The 20,802-nt window shown below is 65.7% G+C and carries 18 protein-coding genes; 1 reads left to right on the top strand and 17 read right to left on the bottom strand.

All coding sequences use genetic code 11. From position 1 onward, the window contains the following. Positions 1 to 50: 50 nt before the first annotated feature. Positions 51 to 524, bottom strand: a complete 474-nt coding sequence (locus DFR67_RS15795; protein ID WP_110470664.1) for a PNPOx family protein — start codon at positions 522 to 524, stop codon at positions 51 to 53. Between the two features lie 113 nt (positions 525 to 637). On the opposite strand from DFR67_RS15795, the gene DFR67_RS15790 reads away from it, so the two are divergent. Beyond that, positions 638 to 1,366 (top strand): TetR/AcrR family transcriptional regulator, encoded by a 729-nt coding sequence (locus tag DFR67_RS15790; protein WP_110470473.1) that lies wholly within the window; start codon positions 638 to 640, stop codon positions 1,364 to 1,366. A gap of 60 nt (positions 1,367 to 1,426) precedes the next feature. Here the strand turns inward: DFR67_RS15790 and ileS are convergent, their stop codons facing one another. The 16 genes from ileS to DFR67_RS15710 form a co-directional block, all read right to left on the bottom strand. Next, positions 1,427 to 4,675, bottom strand: a complete 3,249-nt coding sequence (gene ileS / locus DFR67_RS15785; protein WP_110470663.1) for an isoleucine--tRNA ligase — start codon at positions 4,673 to 4,675, stop codon at positions 1,427 to 1,429. Between the two features lie 235 nt (positions 4,676 to 4,910). Continuing rightward, on the bottom strand, positions 4,911 to 5,330 hold the full coding sequence (locus DFR67_RS15780; RefSeq protein ID WP_110470472.1) for a DUF2304 domain-containing protein: 420 nt from the start codon (positions 5,328 to 5,330) through the stop codon (positions 4,911 to 4,913). Between the two features lie 46 nt (positions 5,331 to 5,376). Then, complete coding sequence (wag31, locus tag DFR67_RS15775; protein ID WP_110470471.1) at positions 5,377 to 6,195, bottom strand: DivIVA-like cell division protein Wag31; 819 nt, start codon at positions 6,193 to 6,195, stop codon at positions 5,377 to 5,379. A 389-nt stretch (positions 6,196 to 6,584) separates the two neighbouring features. Further along, a complete protein-coding gene (locus DFR67_RS15770) occupies positions 6,585 to 6,866 on the bottom strand; it encodes a YggT family protein (RefSeq protein ID WP_110470470.1) in 282 nt (93 codons plus the stop codon). Between the two features lie 66 nt (positions 6,867 to 6,932). Continuing rightward, complete coding sequence (gene sepF / locus DFR67_RS15765; protein WP_110470469.1) at positions 6,933 to 7,700, bottom strand: cell division protein SepF; 768 nt, start codon at positions 7,698 to 7,700, stop codon at positions 6,933 to 6,935. A gap of 80 nt (positions 7,701 to 7,780) precedes the next feature. Next, positions 7,781 to 8,539: a YggS family pyridoxal phosphate-dependent enzyme gene (locus DFR67_RS15760; RefSeq protein WP_110470468.1), complete on the bottom strand. Its 759-nt coding sequence runs from the start codon at positions 8,537 to 8,539 to the stop codon at positions 7,781 to 7,783. Next, the gene (gene pgeF / locus DFR67_RS15755; protein WP_425451288.1) at positions 8,532 to 9,251 is read right to left on the bottom strand and encodes a peptidoglycan editing factor PgeF; all 720 of its coding nucleotides are present in this window, start codon (positions 9,249 to 9,251) and stop codon (positions 8,532 to 8,534) included. The genes DFR67_RS15760 and pgeF overlap by 8 nt, the downstream gene beginning before the upstream one ends. An 8-nt stretch (positions 9,252 to 9,259) precedes the next feature. Then, positions 9,260 to 10,459, bottom strand: coding sequence for a cell division protein FtsZ (gene ftsZ / locus DFR67_RS15750; RefSeq protein ID WP_110470466.1), 1,200 nt, complete (start codon positions 10,457 to 10,459; stop codon positions 9,260 to 9,262). Between the two features lie 207 nt (positions 10,460 to 10,666). Beyond that, on the bottom strand, positions 10,667 to 11,608 hold the full coding sequence (locus DFR67_RS15745) for a cell division protein FtsQ/DivIB (protein ID WP_110470465.1): 942 nt from the start codon (positions 11,606 to 11,608) through the stop codon (positions 10,667 to 10,669). Next, entirely contained in the window at positions 11,605 to 13,140 is a 1,536-nt protein-coding gene (gene murC / locus DFR67_RS15740) for a UDP-N-acetylmuramate--L-alanine ligase (RefSeq protein WP_110470464.1), read from the bottom strand. Before murC ends, DFR67_RS15745 begins: the two co-directional genes overlap by 4 nt. Further along, positions 13,137 to 14,267, bottom strand: coding sequence for an undecaprenyldiphospho-muramoylpentapeptide beta-N-acetylglucosaminyltransferase (murG, locus tag DFR67_RS15735; RefSeq protein ID WP_110470463.1), 1,131 nt, complete (start codon positions 14,265 to 14,267; stop codon positions 13,137 to 13,139). Before murG ends, murC begins: the two co-directional genes overlap by 4 nt. Before the next feature lie 39 nt (positions 14,268 to 14,306). Further along, a complete protein-coding gene (gene ftsW / locus DFR67_RS15730) occupies positions 14,307 to 16,082 on the bottom strand; it encodes a putative lipid II flippase FtsW (RefSeq protein WP_110470462.1) in 1,776 nt (591 codons plus the stop codon). Next, a complete protein-coding gene (gene murD / locus DFR67_RS15725) occupies positions 16,082 to 17,581 on the bottom strand; it encodes a UDP-N-acetylmuramoyl-L-alanine--D-glutamate ligase (RefSeq protein WP_110470461.1) in 1,500 nt (499 codons plus the stop codon). The genes ftsW and murD overlap by 1 nt, the downstream gene beginning before the upstream one ends. Before the next feature lie 2 nt (positions 17,582 to 17,583). After that, on the bottom strand, positions 17,584 to 18,672 hold the full coding sequence (gene mraY / locus DFR67_RS15720) for a phospho-N-acetylmuramoyl-pentapeptide-transferase (protein WP_110470460.1): 1,089 nt from the start codon (positions 18,670 to 18,672) through the stop codon (positions 17,584 to 17,586). Beyond that, positions 18,673 to 19,176, bottom strand: a complete 504-nt coding sequence (locus DFR67_RS15715) for a UDP-N-acetylmuramoyl-tripeptide--D-alanyl-D-alanine ligase (protein ID WP_110470459.1) — start codon at positions 19,174 to 19,176, stop codon at positions 18,673 to 18,675. It abuts the gene before it with no gap. Then, positions 19,173 to 20,780: a UDP-N-acetylmuramoyl-L-alanyl-D-glutamate--2,6-diaminopimelate ligase gene (locus DFR67_RS15710; protein WP_110470458.1), complete on the bottom strand. Its 1,608-nt coding sequence runs from the start codon at positions 20,778 to 20,780 to the stop codon at positions 19,173 to 19,175. The genes DFR67_RS15715 and DFR67_RS15710 overlap by 4 nt, the downstream gene beginning before the upstream one ends. Positions 20,781 to 20,802: the final 22 nt, after the last annotated feature.

The raw sequence follows: 20,802 nt of genomic DNA, 5'->3' as shown, positions 1-20,802 counted from the left end.
GTTCCCGTCTTGCTGCCGCACAAGATCGATGGTATGCCTCCTCAGCTCTCTCAGGTGTGTGGCTGCACGATCAGTTCGAAGACCGGTATCGCCGGGCCCGCGGACAGCAACTCGGCGTCGGTCGACGTGGCCGTGATCCTGACCGGCATCAACGCGCCGACCTCCCACCCCCACCGCTTGAGATACGGCCTCAGCACAGTCGGCTTGTCCACGGTCGCTACCTCGACGACACGGTAGGTGACTGCCTTCCTGCCGCCGCGCAAGGTACAGCTTCCGGCTGCTCGCACGTTGCGCGACCACTGGGTGTCGCCGCGGGCGCCGATCAAGTAGGTACGATTGTCGATCCGCAGCGGATTGACCGGAATACGTTGCAGATTACCGGACTTGCGGCCTCGCACCTCGAGTGTCCTGGCACCGGCGAGCGTGATGCCCCGGTCGGCCAACCAGGCAACGATGCCGTTGAAGAAGTGCACGCCCTTGCCGGGGCGGTTGTAGTGGGTTACCGGGTGCGGTGCTGGGGTCATCATGGCTCCTCGATCGGAAAACAACTTAGAGAGCGCTGCTCTCTATTTTCTGAGTGTGCGCCCTTTCGGTCCATAAAGCAAGAGCACCGCTCTCTTTGTGGCATCCTCACCTGATGAGCGATTCCTCGACATCCGAACAACCGACGCCCCGCCGACCGACCTCCAGGGCCCAGGCCAGGGAGCGCACGCAGCAACGGATACTCGAACTCGGCCGGACACATCTCGCCACCTACGGCGCGGCAGGACTGTCGCTACGCGCGATAGCCCGCGACCTCGATCTGGTCTCCTCGGCTGTATACCGCTACGTCGCCTCTCGGGACGACCTGCTGACCTTGCTGGTTGTCGACGCATACGTCGAACTCGCCGACCGGGTCGTCGCAGCACACGACACCGCGCCCGCCGGCGATGCCCGCCGGCAGCTGACACTGAGCTGCCGCGCCTTTCGTGACTGGGCCGTGGCCGAACCATCCCGCTACGCATTGCTCTACGGCAGCCCGGTCCCCGGTTATCAGGCGCCTGCCGAACAAACGACCGAGCCCGGTACCCGGGTGGTCGGCCTGCTCGTCAGGACTGTCGCCGCGGCCGGTGAACAGATCGTCTTCCCACCTCGGGAGGCCACCGCGGCCGTGGTGGATTTCAGCTCCATCACAACCGAATTCGGCGCGCAGATGAGCGACGACGCCATGCACGCGGCCATAGCACTGTGGTCCACCACAGTCGGCCTCACCAGCCTCGAGGTGTTCGGCCAGTACGGCACCGAGCCACCCTTCGACCTGACAGCGCTCTTCACCCTGCAGATCGACGGGCTACTCGATCGAATCGGCCTCCCCGACTCCCGATGATGTGGCCTTGTGGCGAACAAAAGACCAGGTCAGGTCCGCCAAAGGGGCACACTATCGGGGTCAGGCCTTGGTGAGCGTGGCTTGGACGCCATCACCGAGGGCGACCCAGTCCCCCAAGGGTTCATCCGTCCGTGTGTCGACGAGATCGAGTTCGACGGCCAGCACCTCACCGGCGATGAGGTCGCGATGGCGCTGCGCCCACTCGTGATGGTCAGCGGGGACCGCGAGTTGAACCTTGATCCGGTCGGACACGTCGAAACCAGCTGATCGGCGTGCCTCCTGGAGCTCGCGGATCCTGTCCTTGGACCAGCCCTCGGCCTCGAGTTCCTCGGTGACGGTGGTGTCGAGCACAACAAGTCCCGCCGCAGCAGGCAATTCCGCGGTCGATTCCGGCTTCACCGCAACGAGTTTGCGGGTGAACTCGCCGTCCAGCAGTTCGATGCCGTCGGCGCTCACCACTTCGACGCCGTCGCGCTCAGTGATGCTGACATTCCCGGACTTGACCGCCTTGATCACCCGCTGCACGTCCTTACCCAGCCGCGGTCCGGCGACCCGGGCATTCACTGCCAACTCCACCTGCCCGTACTGATCGGCGTCATCGGTCAACTGCACCGACTTCACATTCATCTCGTCGGCGATGAGATCTGTGTACGGGGCCAGTCGCGCAGCGTCGGCAGAGGCAATCGTCAACGACGGCAACGGAAGTCGAACGCGCAGCTTGTTGGCCTTGCGCAAACTCGACGCGACCGAGCACACCGCCTGTACGTCGTCCATCGCCGCGACGAGCTCGGAATCCGCGGGGAGTTCGTCGTCGGTCGGCCAGTCGGCCAGGTGGACCGACCGCTCGCCGGTCAGTCCACGCCAGATCGCCTCGGTGGCGAGCGGCAGCAGCGGCGCAGCGAGACGGCAGGCGACCTCGAGCACCGTGTACAGCGTGTCGAACGCTTCCGGTGCCTCGTCCTGGCCGGCCCAGAATCGCGACCGTGAGCGGCGCACATACCAATTGGTGAGCGCGTCACAGAAGTGCCGGAACTCTTCGCAGGCACCTGCGACATCGTAGGTTTCCATCTGCCCGGTCATGGCGTCACGAGTCGCAGCCGCCTTGGCCAAGATGTACCGATCAAGCACGTTGGTCGAGCCGGTACTCCACTGCGCGGGCCGCTCCGCGTACAGCTGCAAGAAGCTGTAGGCGTTCCACAGCGGTAGCAACGCCTGCCGAACACCCTCACGGATACCGCGCTCTGTGACGACCAGATTGCCGCCGCGCAGGATCGGCGACGCCATCAGGAACCACCGCATGGCATCGCTGCCGTCGCGGTCGAACACCTCGTTCACGTCCGGATAGTTCCGCTTCGACTTCGACATCTTCTGGCCGTCGTCGCCCAGGACGATGCCGTGAGCCGCGACCGTCCGGAATGCCGGCCGGTCGAACAAAGCGGTGGAGAGCACGTGCAGGTTGTAGAACCAGCCGCGCGTCTGACCGTTGTACTCGACGATGAAATCTCCCGGACTGTGTCCGGGCATGGTGTCCGTGCCCTCGAACCAATCAGTGTTCTCGAAGGGATAGTGCACCTGTGCGAAAGGCATCGATCCCGACTCGAACCAGCAGTCGAGGACCTCGGGGACCCGCCGCATGGTCGACTCACCGCTGGGGTCATCGGGGTTGGCGCGCGTGAGCTCGTCGATGTAGGGCCGGTGGAGATTGTCCGGGCGCACACCGAAGTCGCGCTCGAGTTCGTCGAGGCTGCCGTACACGTCCACGCGCGGGTACTCGGGATCATCAGAGACCCAGACCGGGATGGGTGCACCCCAGTAGCGGTTGCGGCTGATGTTCCAGTCGCGAGCACCTTCGAGCCACTTGCCGAATTGACCATCGCGGATGTGCTCGGGTGACCACTCGATCTGCTTGTTCAACTCCACCATCCGATCGCGGAACGTGGTGACAGCGACAAACCAGGACGGAACGGCCATGTAGATCAACGGCTTCCCGGACCGCCATGAATGTGGGTAGGAGTGCTCGATCGTCTCGTGGCGAAGGATCTTGCCCGCGGCCTTGAGGTCTTTGATGATCACCGGGTTGGCGTCGAAGACCATCAGCCCCTCATACGGAGGCACCAGTGCGGTGAACCGGCCGCCTGGATCCAGCGGCTGGACCACCTCGATGCCGTACGCCGTCGCGAGCTCCATGTCTTCCTCACCGAAAGCCGGTGCCAGGTGCACGATTCCGGTGCCGCTCTCGGTGGTGACATAGTCACCGAGCAGTACCCGATGAGCTCCCTCATGACCGAGGAAGAAGTCGAACGGCGGCCGGTAGTGCAGATTTTCCAGCTGTGCGCCGGTGTACGTCCCGAGAACCTCCGGTTCGTCGCCCAACTCGCGCCCGTAGGCCCCGACCAGTGCGGCTGCCAGCAGGTACTGCTTCCCGTCGTCGGCGCGGACGTGGCTGTACTCGGTGCCGGGATTGACGGCGATCGCGAGGTTGGACGGAAGGGTCCACGGAGTGGTCGTCCAGATCAGTGCCTCGACGCCATCGAGCTCAGCAGGCCCGGAAACGCTGGTGTCCAACGTCATCCGCACGGTCACGGCGGGATCCTGGCGCATCTTGTAGGCGTCGTCGAGCTTGCTCTCCTGATTGGACAGCGGGGTCTGCTCGTACCACGAGTACGGCAGGACCCGATATCCCTGATAGACCAGCCCCTTGTCATGGAGGGCCTTGAAGGCCCACATCACCGACTCCATGAAATCGATGTCCAGTGTCTTGTAGTCGTTGTCGAAGTCGACCCAGCGCGCCTGACGGGTGACGTACTCCCGCCACTCGTCGGCGTATCTCATCACCGAAGCGCGGCAGTAATCGTTGAACTTGGCCACACCCATCGTCTCGATCTGCGACTTGTCGGTGATACCCAGCTGCCGTTCCGCCTCGAGCTCGGCGGGCAGACCGTGGGTGTCCCAACCGAAACGACGGTCGACCTTTTTCCCGCGCATGGTCTGGAAACGGGGCACCAGGTCTTTGACGTACCCGGTCAGCAGGTGGCCGTAGTGCGGCAGTCCGTTGGCGAACGGGGGCCCGTCATAGAACACGAACTCGGGGGCGTCGCTGCGATTCTCGATCGAGGCGCGGAACGTGTCGTCTGACTGCCAATACTGAAGGACCCGCTCCTCCACCTCGGGAAACGAGGGGGCGCCCGACTTCGATCCGTCGGTCAGATCGACGATGGGATAGACCCGGCCGGGCTGCGATGCGGCCGGCGTGGACTCGCCTTCTGAGGCCGGGCCTGCTGTTGTGACTGTCGGATCTTGTGGGTTCATTGCCGTCTCCTCGTGCGCTGGCGTTGCTGCCTGGGCACGGGGACGATCCGATTTCTCCATCGGCCGCGGTACCACCCCGCTTGCGCCGCAATGGCGCCACTCACTCGATCAACCGGCTGACCGGCACATCGTCCGAGGCGTTGACGGGCCTCACCCGCCTGGTTCTACTGAGGGTCTCGCGGCCCCGTTCTTCCAGGTGCTCCCCGGTGATGGCCGGATCAACGCGAATACAAGTCTAACTCGGTTTGTCGAACCGTATTTCTTCGGTCGGCGGATCGTCGCCGCCGTGGCGCGAGATCCGCGGAATCCGCCGGGTCACCTCATTGTCGGACTCCGGTTGCGAGCCGGGGCCTGGTTTTGGGCCGGATTCGGGTTGCAGGCCGGACTCGGGTTCGGAATCTTCCTCAAGGTCCGATTCCCCGGACCGATCCCGAACCTCGCCGACGTGCTCCTGCGACCGACCGTCATCGCCCGCCGCCAGGTGACTTGTCTCACCGGTGGGGCGGCCGATCCCGAGCAGATCGGCGATCAAGAATCCGACACCGATCACACAGACGACGATGCAGGCGATCGCGAGCCACAGCAGGCCGCTGAAGAGGGCCCCCACCAGCAGGACGAATCCCACCAGGGTGGCCCCCAGCGCCAGCACAAGCACAGCAGTGTCCTAGTGGTCGAGTACGTCGGCGATGCTCAGCCGGCGATCAGTTGCCAGGCTTGCTGAATCCGCCCGAGTTGGTGAATCCACCATTACCCGGATCGGACGAGAAGGCGTCTCCGCCACGTGCGTTGTCGACCGGCGCCGCGCTTCCCCGCTGCTGCAGCTCTTCGAGCTGCGACTCCAGGTACGTCTTGAGGCGGGTCCGGTACTCACGTTCGAAGGTCTTGAGCTGTTCGATCCGGCCTTCGAGCACAGAGCGCTGCTGGTTGATCGTGCCCATGATCTCGGTGTGCTTGCGCTCGGCGTCGGCCTGCAGGGCGTCGGCCTTCTCCTGAGCCTGACGCGTTTGCGTCTCGGCACGGGTCTGCGAGTCGGCCAAGATCGCCTCGGAACGCTGCCGAGCGTCGCTCAGCATGGCTTCGGACTTGGATCGGGCGTCGCCGACCAGAGCATCGGCGCGAGCACGGGCATCGGCAACCATCGCCTCGGACTCGCTGCGCGCGTTGTTCGTGAGGCGATCAGCGGTCTCCTGGGCCAAGCCGAGGACGCGCGCTGCCCGGATGCTGTGGTCCTCGCCCTGGGGCGCGGCCTGCGCAGCAGGTTCCGGAGCCGGGGCTGCGGGTTTCGCGAATGTCTGCGTTGCAGGCTCTGCCGCCGGTGCGGGTGCTTTCTTGGCCTGATCGACCTCACCCTCGAGTTCTTCGACCCGCTGTTTCAGGTCGGAGTTCTCTTCGATCAGACGCGCCAACTCGGCTTCGACGAAGTCGAGGAACTGGTCTACCTCGTCCTCGTTGTAGCCGCGTTTGCCGATCGGCGGTTTGCTGAACGCGACGTTGTGCACATCAGCTGGTGTCAGCCGCATTGGTCGGTCCCCTTATACCTTGTGTCGAGCATTGGTCTTCTACTTGTGTAGGTGCTGGCTCAGCTGCGCGCCGATCCATGAATCCTTGTTCTGACTGACCCAGAACGTGGGTCGGTCAACCATATTATTCACGATCAACATCCAGGCTGTAACTGGCGTCCATCCTGTCACACTAGAACCGTTCGTCGCACCCTGTGGTTGCTATGTCGAAATCAAACAGAGGTCTAAAAGAACCATTTACTCCGGCGCGCCGGTGATCTGTGACCCGTTTGTTATCAACCTACTCGATACTAGTGTGCCGAATCCGAAGCCGACGACCGGGACGGCCTCTCGGCGAGTCGCACGCGCTCACCGGCAGCGATGGACCGCTGGAGGAAGAGCCGCAGGGCCTACGCCGCGACCAACGACATCGCGATCAAGACCACGATCATCGTGATCATCAGGGACAGGTCGAGCCGGACCGGGCCGAGTGGGATCGGCGGCAGGATCTTGCGCAGCGCCTTGATGGGTGGATCGGTGGTCGTGAACACGCTTTCGATCACCACAACCGACGCTCCGGTGGGTCGCCATTCTCTGGCGAAGGTTCGCACCAACTCGATCACCAGCCGCCCCAGGAGCAGCAGCCAGTAGATGAAGAGGATGTAGTAGATAACTTCTCGCGCGATCGTCACGACACAACTCTGCCCGAAATCGGACGCGAATGGGAAAACGGCAGGACGCGCCGACCCGGAAGCGGGTTACTGATGGTTGTAGAAACCGGTCTCGGCGATCTTGCGACGATCCTCGGGCGAGACGTCGATGTCGGACGGCGCGAGTAGGAACACCTTGGTGGCGACCTTGTCGAAGGAGCCGTGGAGGGCGAAGGCCAGACCGGCGGCGAAGTCGACCAGCCGCTTGGCGTCGGCGTTGGTCATCTCGACCAGATCCATGATGACGGGGCTGCCGTCGCGGAAGCGCTCACCGATGGTGCGTGCCTCGGCGTAGCTGCTGGGCCGCAACGTGGTGATCTTGCCCAGCGGGCTGCCCTCTTCGAAGACGCGGTCGACTTCGGCGCGGGAATCAAGCGCGAGGGCTCCGCGGGTGCTCGGCCCGGCGGACGGGCCCGGCCGCGCAGAAGCGGTGGTGCGGACCGATGACAGCGGCTCGAGTCGTCCTGCGACGCGGGCAGGTGCAGCGGCGTAGCGGTCGATGGACTCGAATTGCGGACGGCGGGCGCCGGCGTATGCGTACTCGGGAACGCGTTCGTACTCGCCCTCGCGGAAATCCGCCTCACGGAAGTCCGCCTCACGGAAATCCCGCTCATCCACGTCTCGATAGACGGGTCGAGCTCCGCCTCCGGCTTCGTCGTCGCGATATTCGACATCGCGGTAGTCCGCCTCGTCCCGGTAGTCGCGCTCGTAGCTGCGACGCGGCCGCGCCGGGGCGGGGTCGTCGAGGTAGTCGTCTTCGTAGTCACCGGGCGGGACCATGCCGAAGTACGCCTTGAACTTGTGGATGGTGCTCATCGCATTTCCTCTTTCAGCCGCGGCCGGTACTCGACAATCCCTGTTAGTCATGGTGCTCGTGTTACTCATGTGACTAACCGTTAGGGCGAGATTACTGGTCGATCGCCCATGATCGCGGTACCGACACGCACGCATGTCGATCCATACTTGACAGCGATCTCCAGGTCGCCGGACATCCCGGCGGACAATTCGGCCGCACCGGGGTGTTCGGCGATGAATCGCTGCGCAATGCCTGCGGCCTTGGCCATCCAGGCCTCCGCCGATCCGTGCAGTGGGGTGATGACCATCAGTCCACACAACCGCAGGTTGGCACTCTGCTCGATGCCATTGGCCAACGTGAGCAGTTCGTCCTCGACGACTCCACCGCGACCCTTGGCCTCGTCGTCGTCCAGGCCGATCTGGATCAATACCTCCAGTGCGCCATCGCGATCCCCGCTCTCACGGGCTGTTCCGACAGCACGATCGAGGGCGTGCGCCAGTTTCGGACTGTCCACCGAATGCACGCGATCTGCCCAGCGCGCAACCGTCTTTGCCTTGTTCCGCTGTAGCTGTCCGATCATGTGGAACCGTAGGTCGCTGCGGCCGCTGACCGCCCGGACCTCGTCCGCCTTGCGGCCGGCCTCGGGTTCGCGTGATTCCCCGAACTCGACTGCCCCCGACTCGACGAGCGCGAGTACATCCGACGCCGGGAAGAACTTGGTGACCGGGAGCAGTTGCACGGCGGACGGATCGCGGCCGGCGGCAGCGCAGGCAGCGTCGACCCTTGCCCGGACAGCCTGCAGCCTCGACGCTAGCTCGGCACGGCGATCGGCGGACTCACCGTCTCCAGGATCAGGCACTGCCCGTGTCCATCCAGATGACAGAAGCAATGCGGCCGGTCGGTGCGTCGCGCCGATGACTGAAGAGGGCAGGGTCGGTGATCGTGCAGCGTGGGTCCTGCGCAACCGCCGAGACCCCCGCGGTAAGGAGTTGGCGCCTGATACCGGCCCGCAGGTCCAGCCCGGGCGTGCCTTTGACGGTCCGGGTGGCACTGCCCGGCAGATGTCGCTCGACGTCCGCCTGCATGTCGGCGGGCACCTCATACTGTGCCCCGCCTGCTGCCGGCCCGAGGAAACCGCCGATCCTGCTGACCTTGGCGCCCGCCCGCTCCATCTCTTCGAGCACGCGGGGCACGATGCCGATACGGGCTCCGACACGGCCGGCATGAACGGCGGCGACGACTCCGGCCTCCTCATCGCTGAGCAGCAGTGGGACGCAGTCTGCACTCAGGACGGCCAGCGCGAGGTCCTTGGTTGTCGTCACCAGGGCGTCGGTGGCGGGAACCGGTTCGGTGACGGGCCCGTCGACCCTTGTGACGTTGCGGCTGTGGATCTGTTCCATCCACACCACACGTGCCGGGTCGACGCCGATCTTCTCGGCGAGTCGATCGCGGTTCTTGCGCACCGCTTCCGGGTCGTCACCGACATGATCGCCGAGATTGAACGATGCGTACGGCCCGACCGAGAAGCCGCCTGCCCGCGCGGTGACCACCCGCCTGGTCCGGAAACCCACGGGAGCGCTCAGCGCTTCATGAACGGCGGAACGTCCACCTCGTCATCGGCCTCGTCCATTCCATGCGCGGGACGCGACGAGGTCCGCGAAGGCCTGTCGTCGGCGAAGGGGTCACCGGCGGGAACCTGGGCGAACAGCGGGTCGCGACGATCGGCATCGCTCTTGCCGTTCGCGCTGCCGTTTGCGACACGTCCCGATCCGGCTGCGGCACTGGTCCGGGCGGCTGCGGTGGCCGCGGACTCCACCGGCTTGCGGGCCGGGGCGCCGCTGTCGAAACCGGCGGCGATGACGGTCACGCGGACCTCGTCTCCGAGGTTGTCGTCGATGACCGTTCCGAAGATGATGTTGGCGTCGACGTGGGCGGCTTCCTGGACCAGGGTCGCGGCCTCGTTGATCTCGAACAGTCCGAGATCGCTACCACCGGCGATGGAGATCAGCACGCCGTGGGCGCCTTCCATCGATGCTTCGAGCAGCGGCGAGTTGATGGCGGACTCCGCAGCCTTCGTGGCACGGTTCTCGCCGCGGGACGAGCCGATGCCCATCAATGCGCTGCCGGCGTTGCTCATCACACCCTTGACGTCTGCGAAGTCGACGTTGATCAGTCCGGGTGTGGTGATCAGGTCGGTGATGCCCTGGACGCCGTTGAGCAAGACCTCGTCCGCACTGCGGAAGGCATCCATGAGGCTGACGGCCGCGTCACCCATCTGCAGGAGGCGGTCGTTGGGGATCACGATCAGCGTGTCGCAGGACTCGCGCAGCGATGTGATCCCGACTTCTGCCTGTCCCCCGCGCCGTTTGCCTTCGAACGAGAACGGCCTGGTGACGACACCGACGGTCAATGCACCGAGTTTGCGGGCGATGCTCGCCACCACGGGCGCGCCACCGGTGCCGGTTCCGCCACCTTCGCCGGCTGTGACAAAGACCATGTCGGCGCCCTTGATGAGCTCCTCGATCTCGTCTTTGGCATCTTCGGCGGCGCGGCGACCGACCTCGGGATCGGCACCTGCGCCGAGTCCACGGGTGGAATCGCGGCCGACGTCGAGTTTGACGTCGGCGTCGCTCATCAGCAGGGCCTGGGCGTCGGTGTTGATGGCGATGAACTCAACACCTTTGAGTCCCTGTTCGATCATGCGGTTGACGGCATTGACTCCGCCGCCGCCAATACCGACGACCTTGATCACGGCAAGGTAGTTGTGCGGGGGCGTCATAGCGCTCGCCTTCCTTTTGGTCTAGTTCCGAACCAGCTGGCTCTGCTGCGCACGACTGCCGGAACGGAAAACCCTCAACCTAAACCACAGGCTTAGAGTTATGTCAAGTAGTCGCGTGCTGATGGAAACGCTAGGCATCTTTGGTGGGTGGAGCCAGCAAGCGCTGCGGCGTGTCGCCACAAACTCTGGGAATTGAGCTCGAAACCGCTATTTGAAGGTCGGATTCTGCGGACTGGACACGTTGTACTCGGTCCCCTCCTGCGTCAGCACGTGCCGCAGAGTCTCTGCTTTCTCGACATTTCGTTCATCGTCGCCCCAGATGACAGTGCGGTTGTCCTTGAGCCGCAAGGCGATATCGACCGGGGAATCCACCTCGATGGCCGCGATCTGATCGCGCACGTAGGGGGGCACCTCGCCCATCACCGTCAAGGCCGCCCGGGTCGACGGATCGCCCGACCCGGGATTCGCCGTCTGCAGCTCGGCAAGACCCGGCGGCGGATCCTGTTGAGCGAACTCGAATCCCAGGTTGTCCATCAGGTATTTCTGTCCATCGCGCTGGGTGAAGACCACAGCGACCCTTTCGACCACCGAGATCGTGATCGTGGAGGGGTACTCACGCTTGACCCTGACCGTGGCGATCCGCGGAATCATCGACACCCGCCGCGCAGCTGCGGCAGTGTCGACCTGCATGAGCGGCTGCCCCTCGGAAAGGGCTGCTGCGGCGAGGATCTCTTCCGCAGACACCACGGAGTCACCCGCCACGTCGATGGTCCGCACCGACATCAACGGCGTGAAGTACGCGACGACGAATCCTGCGATCACCACCAGGATCACCGCGATTGTCGTCACCAGCAATCGCATCCCACTCACAGCGGGCCTGCGGCGGCCGCGGTCCCGACGCCGTTGCCGCGTCCGGGTGCCCGCCGCCTCGTCGTCGTTTTCCGCGTCGTCGTCGACGGCGTCGCTGTCGTCATCGAAGTCGTCCGGGTCAACGCCTTCCACAAATGGATGGTCGCCGCGCGCGGGGATGGTCAGATCTGCGAGCACCGTGAGATCGTCGTCGTCGCGATCCTGCGGCTCGAGATCGCGCCCGGACCGGTGGCGGCGGCGCTCGTCGTCACCACCACGAGGGCGGCGACGATCGCTCATCTGGGTCCCCCGGAGGACAGATCGGTGTCACCCCGCGGTGGGTGGGACGCCGCGCGCAGCGCATCGACGATCTCGGGTGCCTGCATCGTGACATCGCCTGCACCGATGGTCAGGACGACGTCGTCGGGTTCGACGAGCCGCGCGACCTGACCCGGCAGCGCCGACACATCCGGTTGGAAGGCCACCGGTCTGGTCACCTTCTCGGCGATGGTGAAGCCACTGATCCCTGGGATCGGCTGCTCGCGGGCGCCATAGACATCCAGGACGATCACCTGATCGGCCAGGTCGAGCGCCGCGGCGAACTCGGTCGAGAAGGTCTCGGTCCGCGAGTACAGGTGGGGTTGGAACACCGCGACCACGCGTCCACCGTCGGCGTCGACCATGTCGCGCGCAGCCGTCAGAACCGCCCGCACCTCGGTCGGATGATGCGCGTAGTCGTCGTAGACCCGAATCCTGCCGATCCGCCCGCGCAGCTGAAATCTGCGGTGCACACCGGCGAAACCTTCGAGTCCCTCGATGACGTCGGTCACGGGCGCACCGACGCAGACGCCTGCCACCAATGCCGCAACAGCGTTGAGCGCCATATGCTTTCCTGGCACGGTCAGGGCAATCGAGTACTCGGTGGATTCGGTGCCGTCACCGGCCGGATCGGCGAACCGGACCCGGGCGAGGCCGCCACCACCCGTGCTGCGCCAACTCAGCAACCGTGCGATCGGCTCGAGTCCGCCGGCGAGATCGGTGTGCACACCTTCGCCGTAACCGAGCACCGCGACTGCGCGTTCGGCCAGTCGCGGCGCCACCCTGGCCGCCAACGCGGCGGAGCCCGGATCGTCCAGGCACACGATCAGGCTGCCACCCGGCCGGATGCGATCGGCGAAATCGTCGAAGACCTGAACGTAGGCATCCGTGGTCCCGAAGTAATCGAGGTGATCGGACTCGACGTTTGTCACCACGGCGACGGTCGGCGAGTACTGCAGCAGCGAACCGTCGCTCTCGTCCGCCTCCGCGACAAAGACCCCGCCCGACCCGTGATGGGCATTCGTGCCGGATTCGTTGAGCTCGCCGCCCACCGCGAACGACGGGTTGAACCCGCAATGCTGCAGAGCGACCACCGTCATCGACGTCGTCGACGTCTTTCCGTGGGTGCCCGCGATCAACAGGTTCGTGTACCCCTCCATCAACGTCGCGAGCACCGCCGGCCGCAGCAGCACCGGGATACCCCGTTCTCGGGCTGCCACCAGTTCGGGATTGGTCTTCGGGATCGCGGCCAGAGTTGTCACCACGACGGTCGGTCCGCCGTCGAGCAGTTCGAGGGCTGCCGGGTCGTGCCCGATGTGAATTTTCGCGCCTCTGGTCCGCAGGTCGATCACGCCACGTGACTCTTTGGCGTCGCTCCCGGACACCTGACCTCCACGGGCGAGCAGAATCCTGGCCAGCCCCGACATGCCTGCGCCGCCGATTCCCACCATGTGCACTCGCGAAAGGGCTTGCGGCAGGGCCTTGTCCGGGAGACCGGTGACCGGGTTGATCATCGCTGCCCCCTGTCGCGGCGCGAACGCGCGAGCTCGATGCCGGCAGCGGCAACCGCATGGGCCGCACCGCGCGCACCGGCGCCTGCCGCGGCGAGTGACATGGCCGACAGTCTGGCGGGGTCGGTCAGCAGCGGCGGAATGGTCTGCGCCACATACTCCGGCGTGAGCTCGGCATCGTCGACCAGGAGTCCACCGCCCGCTGCCACGAGTGGCGCGGCGTTGAGTCGCTGCTCACCGTTACCGTGCGGCAGGGGTACGTAGACAGCAGGTAACCCGGTGGCCGACACCTCGGCCACCGTCATGGCGCCCGCCCGGCAGATGGCGAGGTCGGCGGCTGCATACGCCAGATCCATCCTGGAGACATAGGGCACTCCCACATACGGCGGGGACCCGTCGAAGGGCTCGATGGTGTTCTTTTTCCCATACGCATGCAGGACGCCGATGTTGTTGTCCGCCAACACCTGCGCGGCGCCGCGAACGGCGTCGTTGAGGCTTCGGGCGCCCTGCGAACCGCCGAACACCAGCAAGGTCGGTGCCTGCGGATCGAGGCCGAAGTACGCGCGGGCCTCGGCTCGCAGTGCAGCGCGGTCCAGATCAGAGATCGCGGCGCGAACCGGGATGCCCACCACGTCGGCGGACTCGAGCCCGGAGCCGGGGACCGCGACCAGAATCTTCTGTGCCAGCCGGGCTCCCACCTTGTTCGCGATTCCGGCACGCGCATTCGCCTCATGGATCACCACAGGCACCCGATTGTGGGCTTTCACATGCATGCGAGCGGCCAGGTAGGCGGGCAGTGCGACGTAGCCTCCGAATCCGATCACCACGTCGGCCTCGACCGCCGCGAGCACCCGGCGCGTGGCAGCGACCGACTTGCGAAGTCGTAGCGGCAGCTTGGCCAGATCGGCATTGGGCTTGCGGGGCAACGGAACCGGCGGGATGAGTTCGAGGCGGTAACCACGCTCGGGCACGAGGGTGGTCTCGAGCCCGCGAGCGGTACCGAGTGCGGTCACCCGGATCGTCGAGTCGATGTCCACCAGCGCGTCGGCCACTGCCATGGCAGGCTCGATATGACCCGCCGTACCTCCACCGGCCACCACGATCGACAGCGGAGCGGTCGGCTCACTCATATCCTCGAACTCCGATCCCGGCCGGACGGGGCAGATCTGTCACCGGCGCCTGTCCGGATCGCGATATCTCCCGCGCGGCTCACCGCGCGGCACTCCTCGAGCATAGGGATCATGGCCTCGTCGGTTCTCGCGTGGCTGACGGTCTCGGGCATAGGGGTCATTGTTGCGCAATGGCCCCTGCCTCGTCCGGGGTGGGCTCGCTGTACGGTCGAACCCCCAGTCCTGAGGCCGCGGAGACTGGACTCGGCCACGCTGCATGCGATCGTGTGGCGGATGACTTCTCGCCGGTTGTGCACCCCTGGCGGCGCGGCGGGTGGGTTCGGTGGCCACCGCACGGCGAGCCCGAACGGCCGGCCCCGGCCGTTGTCCGCGTCGGCGGTCGAGTCGATCACGCAGGGCTTCGGCGCGGGTCTGCGAATACGGCACGGGGTTGGGTAGCCGCAGAATCCGGCCGAACCGGCCATCTCCACCGGCGGCGAGCGCGGCGACCGCTTCGGGTTCGTGGCGCGCGGCGTTGGCCAGCAAGCCGAACATCACCAGCGTGGTGAAGGTGGACGTGCCACCGGCCGAGAGCAGCGGGAGCTGAATACCCGTCACCGGGAGCAGGCCGACGACGTAGCCGATGTTGATCAGCGCCTGCGCGGTCACCAGGACCGTGATCGTGGCCGTCAGCAGCCGGAGGAAGGGGTCCACCGATCGCATCGCGATGCGCAGCCCGACGAAAGCGAGCAATCCGAAGAGCATCAGCACGATGAGTCCACCGATGAGACCAAGCTCCTCGCCGATGATCGCGAAGATGAAGTCGTTGTGCGCGTTGGGCAGGTAGTTCCATTTGGCGCGACTCTGACCGAGGCCCTCGCCGAACGGACCTCCGTTCGCGAGCGCGTACCGCGCTTGCCTGGCCTGATACCCGGCGCCCTGCGGATCGTCGATGTGCCCGAAGAAGCTTCGCACCCGCTCGCTGCGGTATCCGGCCGTCATCGCGAGCAGGCCCGCGAGCAGCACACCCGATATGGCGAAGAATCCGAAGACCTTCATCGGTAGTCCCGCGAACCACAGCAGTGCGCCCACGATGATCGCGATCGTGACCGTGGTGCTCAGGTTCGGCTCGAGCACGATCAGTACACAGATCAGGAACGTGACGGGGATGAGCGGGATCAACAGCTCACGGAGCGAGGCGTTGTCGCGGCGGCGCGAGGCCAGCAGGTGTGCGCCCCAGACGCAGAGCGCGACCTTGACCAGTTCGGACGGCTGGACGGAGAGTCCGCCGACGACAAACCAGCGACGTGCGCCCTGGCTGAGGGTTCCGATACCCGGGATGAGCACCAAGATCAACATGATCGTCGTCATGATGATCGCGGGCGCAGCGAGCCTGCGCATCAAACGGACAGGCATCCTGACCGCGAAGTAGAACAGCACGATCCCCAGTGCGGCGAACACCAACTGGGTGGTGAACAGTCCGTATGAGGATCCGGTCTTTGAATAGCCTTCCACCGACGAGGCCGACAACACCATGACGAGACCGAACGTGGTGAGCAGCACGGTGAGCGTGACGATGAGATGGAAGGAAGCGAGCGGCCTGCTGAGCACTCCGGCAACCGCCGAGATGACCGATCCGATTCCCTCACCGAGTGAGACGACCTTACGGTCGCGAGCAGGAGGTGTACGAGGCGTTGATGTTTCACTTTTTTCGGACTCGTCGGTCGCATCGCGACCCGGCGCAGGGTCCGAGTCGGAGGAAGCATCGTCGCCGGTGTCCGGCGACTCGATGAGGTCCAGCTCGTCCGGGTCGCCGACGTCCGAACGCCTCCGCATCAGGAGACCCCTGCGGTCGAGGCTCCCGGAAGTGCTCGGGCAGCGGCAGCGAAGCTGTCGCCGCGAGCGCCGTACCCGGCGAACATGTCGAGCGAGGCGGCCGCAGGCGCGAGCAGAACCGCGTCCGGGGTATCGGGATCGGCGGTGCACAGGTCCCAGGCGGCCCGCACCGCGCCGGCCATGATCGCAGTGGGGGCAGCTGTCTTCACCCCGCCATCTTCCCCTGTTACCACTGTGACTGTTGGGACCAAAGGGGCGTGTCGTGCCAATGCGTCTGCAATGACGTCGCGATCGACTCCGATGATCACCACCCCGGCGAGCCGATCGCGCACCGCGACGACGAGTTCGTCGACCGCTGCCCCCTTCAGTTGTCCCCCGGCGACCCACACCACCCGGCGATGCCCCAGGATCGACGCCAGCGCCGCGTGCGGGTTGGTGGCCTTGGAGTCGTCGATGAACGTGGTCGCGCCGATGACGGCGACAGGCTGGCTGCGATGACCGCCGACCGTGAACGTCTCCAGACCACGCTCGACAGCCTGCGGCGAGATACCGATCGCCCGGCACAGCGCGGCGGCAGCCAATGCATCGAGCTGGCCGGAGGGTCCGGTCGGGCGAACCTTGTCGACCATGATCAGAGGCACCACCGAGTGATCACCGCTGCCGTCCCAGTCGACATGGTCCACGAGCTGTCCATTGGCGATACCGAGCTCACCATCGTGCGGGGCGCCCAGCCGGAAGCCGATCGTGCGGGCGCCGGGCGAGCCGGCCGTGAGCGACCCCGCCACCGGGTCATCGAGTCCGATCACCGCGATCGGCCCCGACAAGGCCACCCTCTTGGCCGCGACGTAGGCAGCCATCGATCCATGCCAGTCGAGGTGGTCCTCGGCGATGTTGAGAACGACCCCCGCAGTGGGCTGAACCGACGGTGCCCAGTAGAGCTGGAAGGACGACAATTCGACCGCGAGGACCTCGATGCGAGGTTCCGCGACGAGGACGTCGAGGATCGGCAGACCGATGTTGCCGCACGCCGCGACCAGCACCCCGGCAGCGGTGACGATCGACTCGATCATCCCGGTCGTGGTGGTCTTGCCGTTCGTGCCGGTGACCACCAGCCACTGCCTCGGCGTCCCGAGCAATCCGGATCGGTCGACGTGCCAAGCCAATTCGACCTCACCCCAGACCGGCAGTCCGGCCGCGCGTGCTCCCGTCGGCAGTGGACCATCCGGCCGGAAACCCGGTGAGACGACCAGCAGGTCGTAGTCAGCGGCCCAGTCGGGGCGCTCGAGGAGCTCATCCATCCGGACCGCGGTCGCCCCTGCGTTCACGAGCGGGGCGGTGATCTCGGTGTTGTCGTCGCAGACCGTCACCTCGGCGCCCTGCTCGAGCAGGAAGCGCGCAGCGGAGGCACCGGCGACCCTGGCGCCGGCGACCAGGACCCGACCCGACCAGAGTTCGGGTGCTGCCCACTCGCGGCCGCCGTCCCAGGGTTCTGCTGTCATGCCTATCCCCCGCTGGCGGTGAGGAACTCGCTGTAGAACAGCGACAGTCCCAGCGCGCAGGCGATGGCCGTGAGTAACCAGAACCTGATGATCACCGTGGTCTCTGCCCACCCGGACAGTTCGAAGTGGTGATGGAAGGGTGCCATCCGGAAGACTCTTCGGCCGGTGGTGCGGAACACCGCGATCTGGATGACCACCGAGATGATCTCCGCGACGAACAGTGCCCCCACGACCACCATCAGCAGTTCGGTGCTGGTCGTGATGGACAGACCGGCCAGCATGCCGCCGAGTGCGAGCGACCCGGTGTCGCCCATGAAGATCTTGGCAGGCGCGGCGTTCCACCACAGGAATCCCAGGCACGCACCGCCACCCGCGACCGCGATGAGCGCGAGGTCGAGTGGATCGCGCACGGTGTAGCAACCCGGTTCGGCGGTCTTCGGACCACCGACGCAGGCGTTCCGGTACTGCCAGAACGTGATCAGGACGTATGAGCCCAGCACCATCGCCATCGAGCCGGCGGCGAGACCATCGAGTCCGTCGGTGAAGTTGACGGCGTTGGACCAGGCCGAGACCACCAGCCACACGAATACGACGAAGGCGACCGATCCCATGGTGATGGCGTCGATGTCGCGGACGTACGACAGCTGCTTGCTGGCAGGCGCGTACCCCGCCTCGTTCCGGAATTGCAGGGCCAGTACACCGAACAACACGGCCGCGATCAGCTGCCCGACGGATTTCGCGGTCTTGTTCAGCCCGAGGTTGCGCTGTTTGCGAATCTTGATGAAGTCGTCGAGGAACCCGACCACCGCCAGCGTCGTCGCCAGCGAGAGCACCAAGATGCCCGACGCGGTCGGACCTTCTCCGTCGGTTGCCAGTCCGACCAGATGCGCACCCCAGTATCCGGCCCACAGAGCCGCGACGATGGCGACGCCACCCATCGAAGGCGTACCACGTTTGGTCTGATGGCTCTTGGGTCCTTCGACCCGGATCTCTTGGCCGAAGCCCTGCCGTGAAAAGACCTTGATCAGCACCGGGGTCAGCAGGATCGCGACAGCCAGCGAGATCACCCCCGCTATCAGGATCTGTCTCACCTAGAAGTCCTCACCTTTCGATACCCCGCCGGCCCCGAATGATCCGGGCAGTCCCAGCTCACGTCCACCCATGACCAGCACCACGTCGCTGTGGCCCAGTTGCGCGTCCAGTATGTCCAGCGCCTCCTTCGGGCTCGACACCAGCACCGCCTCCGAACCCCATGACCCTTCCATGACCGCCCCCTGGTGCAGACCGTGCATTGCCCGTGAGGTCCCGACACAGATCACCTGACCGATGTCGAGCCTCACTGCGAGCCGTCCGAGTTCATCGTGTGAGATCACCCATCGCGTCATCGCGAGCGGGTCGCCCGTGTCGAGATCGTCAGGCGCATCGAGCTCACCGAGTATGGCCCAGCTGCGTCGCTGAGGCTGCGCATGGACCGCTTCGGCGAGTTCACGCAGCGCCGACCGCACGGAACGCTGGTCGACCGGTCCGGGCGGGTGGGACAGCAGATGACCTGCCGTGCGGCCGTCCGTCAACGTAAGACGTGTTTCCGGGATCACGCCGACTCATCGCCTGCGGGAGCGGTGCGCGCGGTCAAACGTTCGTCGATCGCCTCGGCAAGCACCACCCGATCATCGAACCGGTGCTTGACGCCGTGGATCTCCTGGCCTGCCTCGTGACCCTTGCCTGCGACGAGAACCACATCGCCGGACTGTGCCCACGCCACTGCGGACCGAATCGCCTCGGCTCGGTCGCCGATCTCGCGCACCGGTTCGGCGCCCCGCGGCCGCGCGGAGGCCGGTACGGCGTGCGCGCCGGCCAGTACCTGCGCTCGGATCTCGGCGGGCACCTCGGTCCGAGGGTTGTCATCGGTGATCACCACCAGCTCCGCTCCTTGTGCCGCAGCCTCGCCCATGAGCGGACGTTTGCCCGTGTCCCTGTTGCCACCTGCTCCCACCACCACCGCGATCCGGCCACTCACCTGGCCTCGCAGCGTCTCGATCACGGCCTCGAGGGCGGCGGGCTTGTGCGCGTAATCGACCACTGCCAAGAAGTCTTGCCCTCTGCTCACCCGTTCGACTCGGCCCGGCACTGCCACATCGCTGATCGAATCGATGGCGACGGTGGTGGCCACGCCCGCCACCGAGGCGATCACCACAGCGGTCAGCGCGTTGGCGACATTGAATCGCCCGGGCATGGGGACGGTCATCGTGAAGGTGTCGCCGGTGGGATCGGTCAGCGTCACGGTCTGACTACCGTCGACCGCGACGTCCGACGGGCCGGCGTGCCAGTGCGCCGCAGTGTCACCGGTCGACAGGGTGATCGCGTTCGCCCCGGCGATCCGGGCCATCTCCCGGCCCCAGGCATCATCGACACAGATGACGGTTCGCAGCGCATGCACCGACGAATCCGGCTGAAACAGTAGAGCTTTGGCATTGAAGTAATCGCGCATTGTGGGATGGAAGTCGAGGTGGTCCTGCGAGAGATTGGTGAACGCCCCGATCCCGAAGACACTGCCGTCCACGCGCCCGAGCTCGAGGGCGTGGCTCGACACCTCCATCACGACCGCATCCACGCCCTGCTCGAGCATCGCGGCGAGGAGACCCTGCAATTCCGGGGCCTCCGGCGTGGTCAGTGCGCTCGGCTGCCGGATTCCCGCGATGCGGGTCTCGACCGTGCCGATCAGCCCCACCGAATGACCGTCGGCCATCAGGGCCGCCTCGGTCAGGTAGCTGGTGGTGGTCTTGCCCGACGTACCGGTGATGCCTACGAGCGTCATCCGACGCGAGGGTTGACCGTAGATCCGCGAACTCAGCTCCCCCAGCACCTGCCGTGGCCGGGGATGTACCAGCACTGCGCAATCGACGGGGCTCTCGATCGCCTCGACGATGTCACGGCCCGCGCGGTCGGTGAGTACGGCGACGGCCCCGGCGGCCAGCGCATCGGCGGCGAACTGGGCGCCGTGCACCTGACTACCGGGCAGAGCGGCGAAGAGATCGCCAGGACGTACGTGCTGCGCGCGCAGGGTGACGCCGGTGACCTCGGTCTTCTCGGTGACCGCGCCGACCAGATCGATCCGCGCACCACTGGCCGCCGACAGCACCGCGATTTGGGTCGGTGTCACCACTGCTGGGCGCAGCACCGAGTTCTCGGGAGCAGACATTTCCACAACATACCGCCGACGG

Origin of the sequence: Williamsia limnetica (genome assembly GCF_003217475.1) — a bacterium.
Classification (GTDB): Bacteria; Actinomycetota; Actinomycetes; order Mycobacteriales; family Mycobacteriaceae; genus Williamsia; species Williamsia limnetica.
The sequence above is the reverse complement of the archived record's forward strand: the minus strand, read 5'-3'. Positions and strand labels throughout refer to the sequence as shown.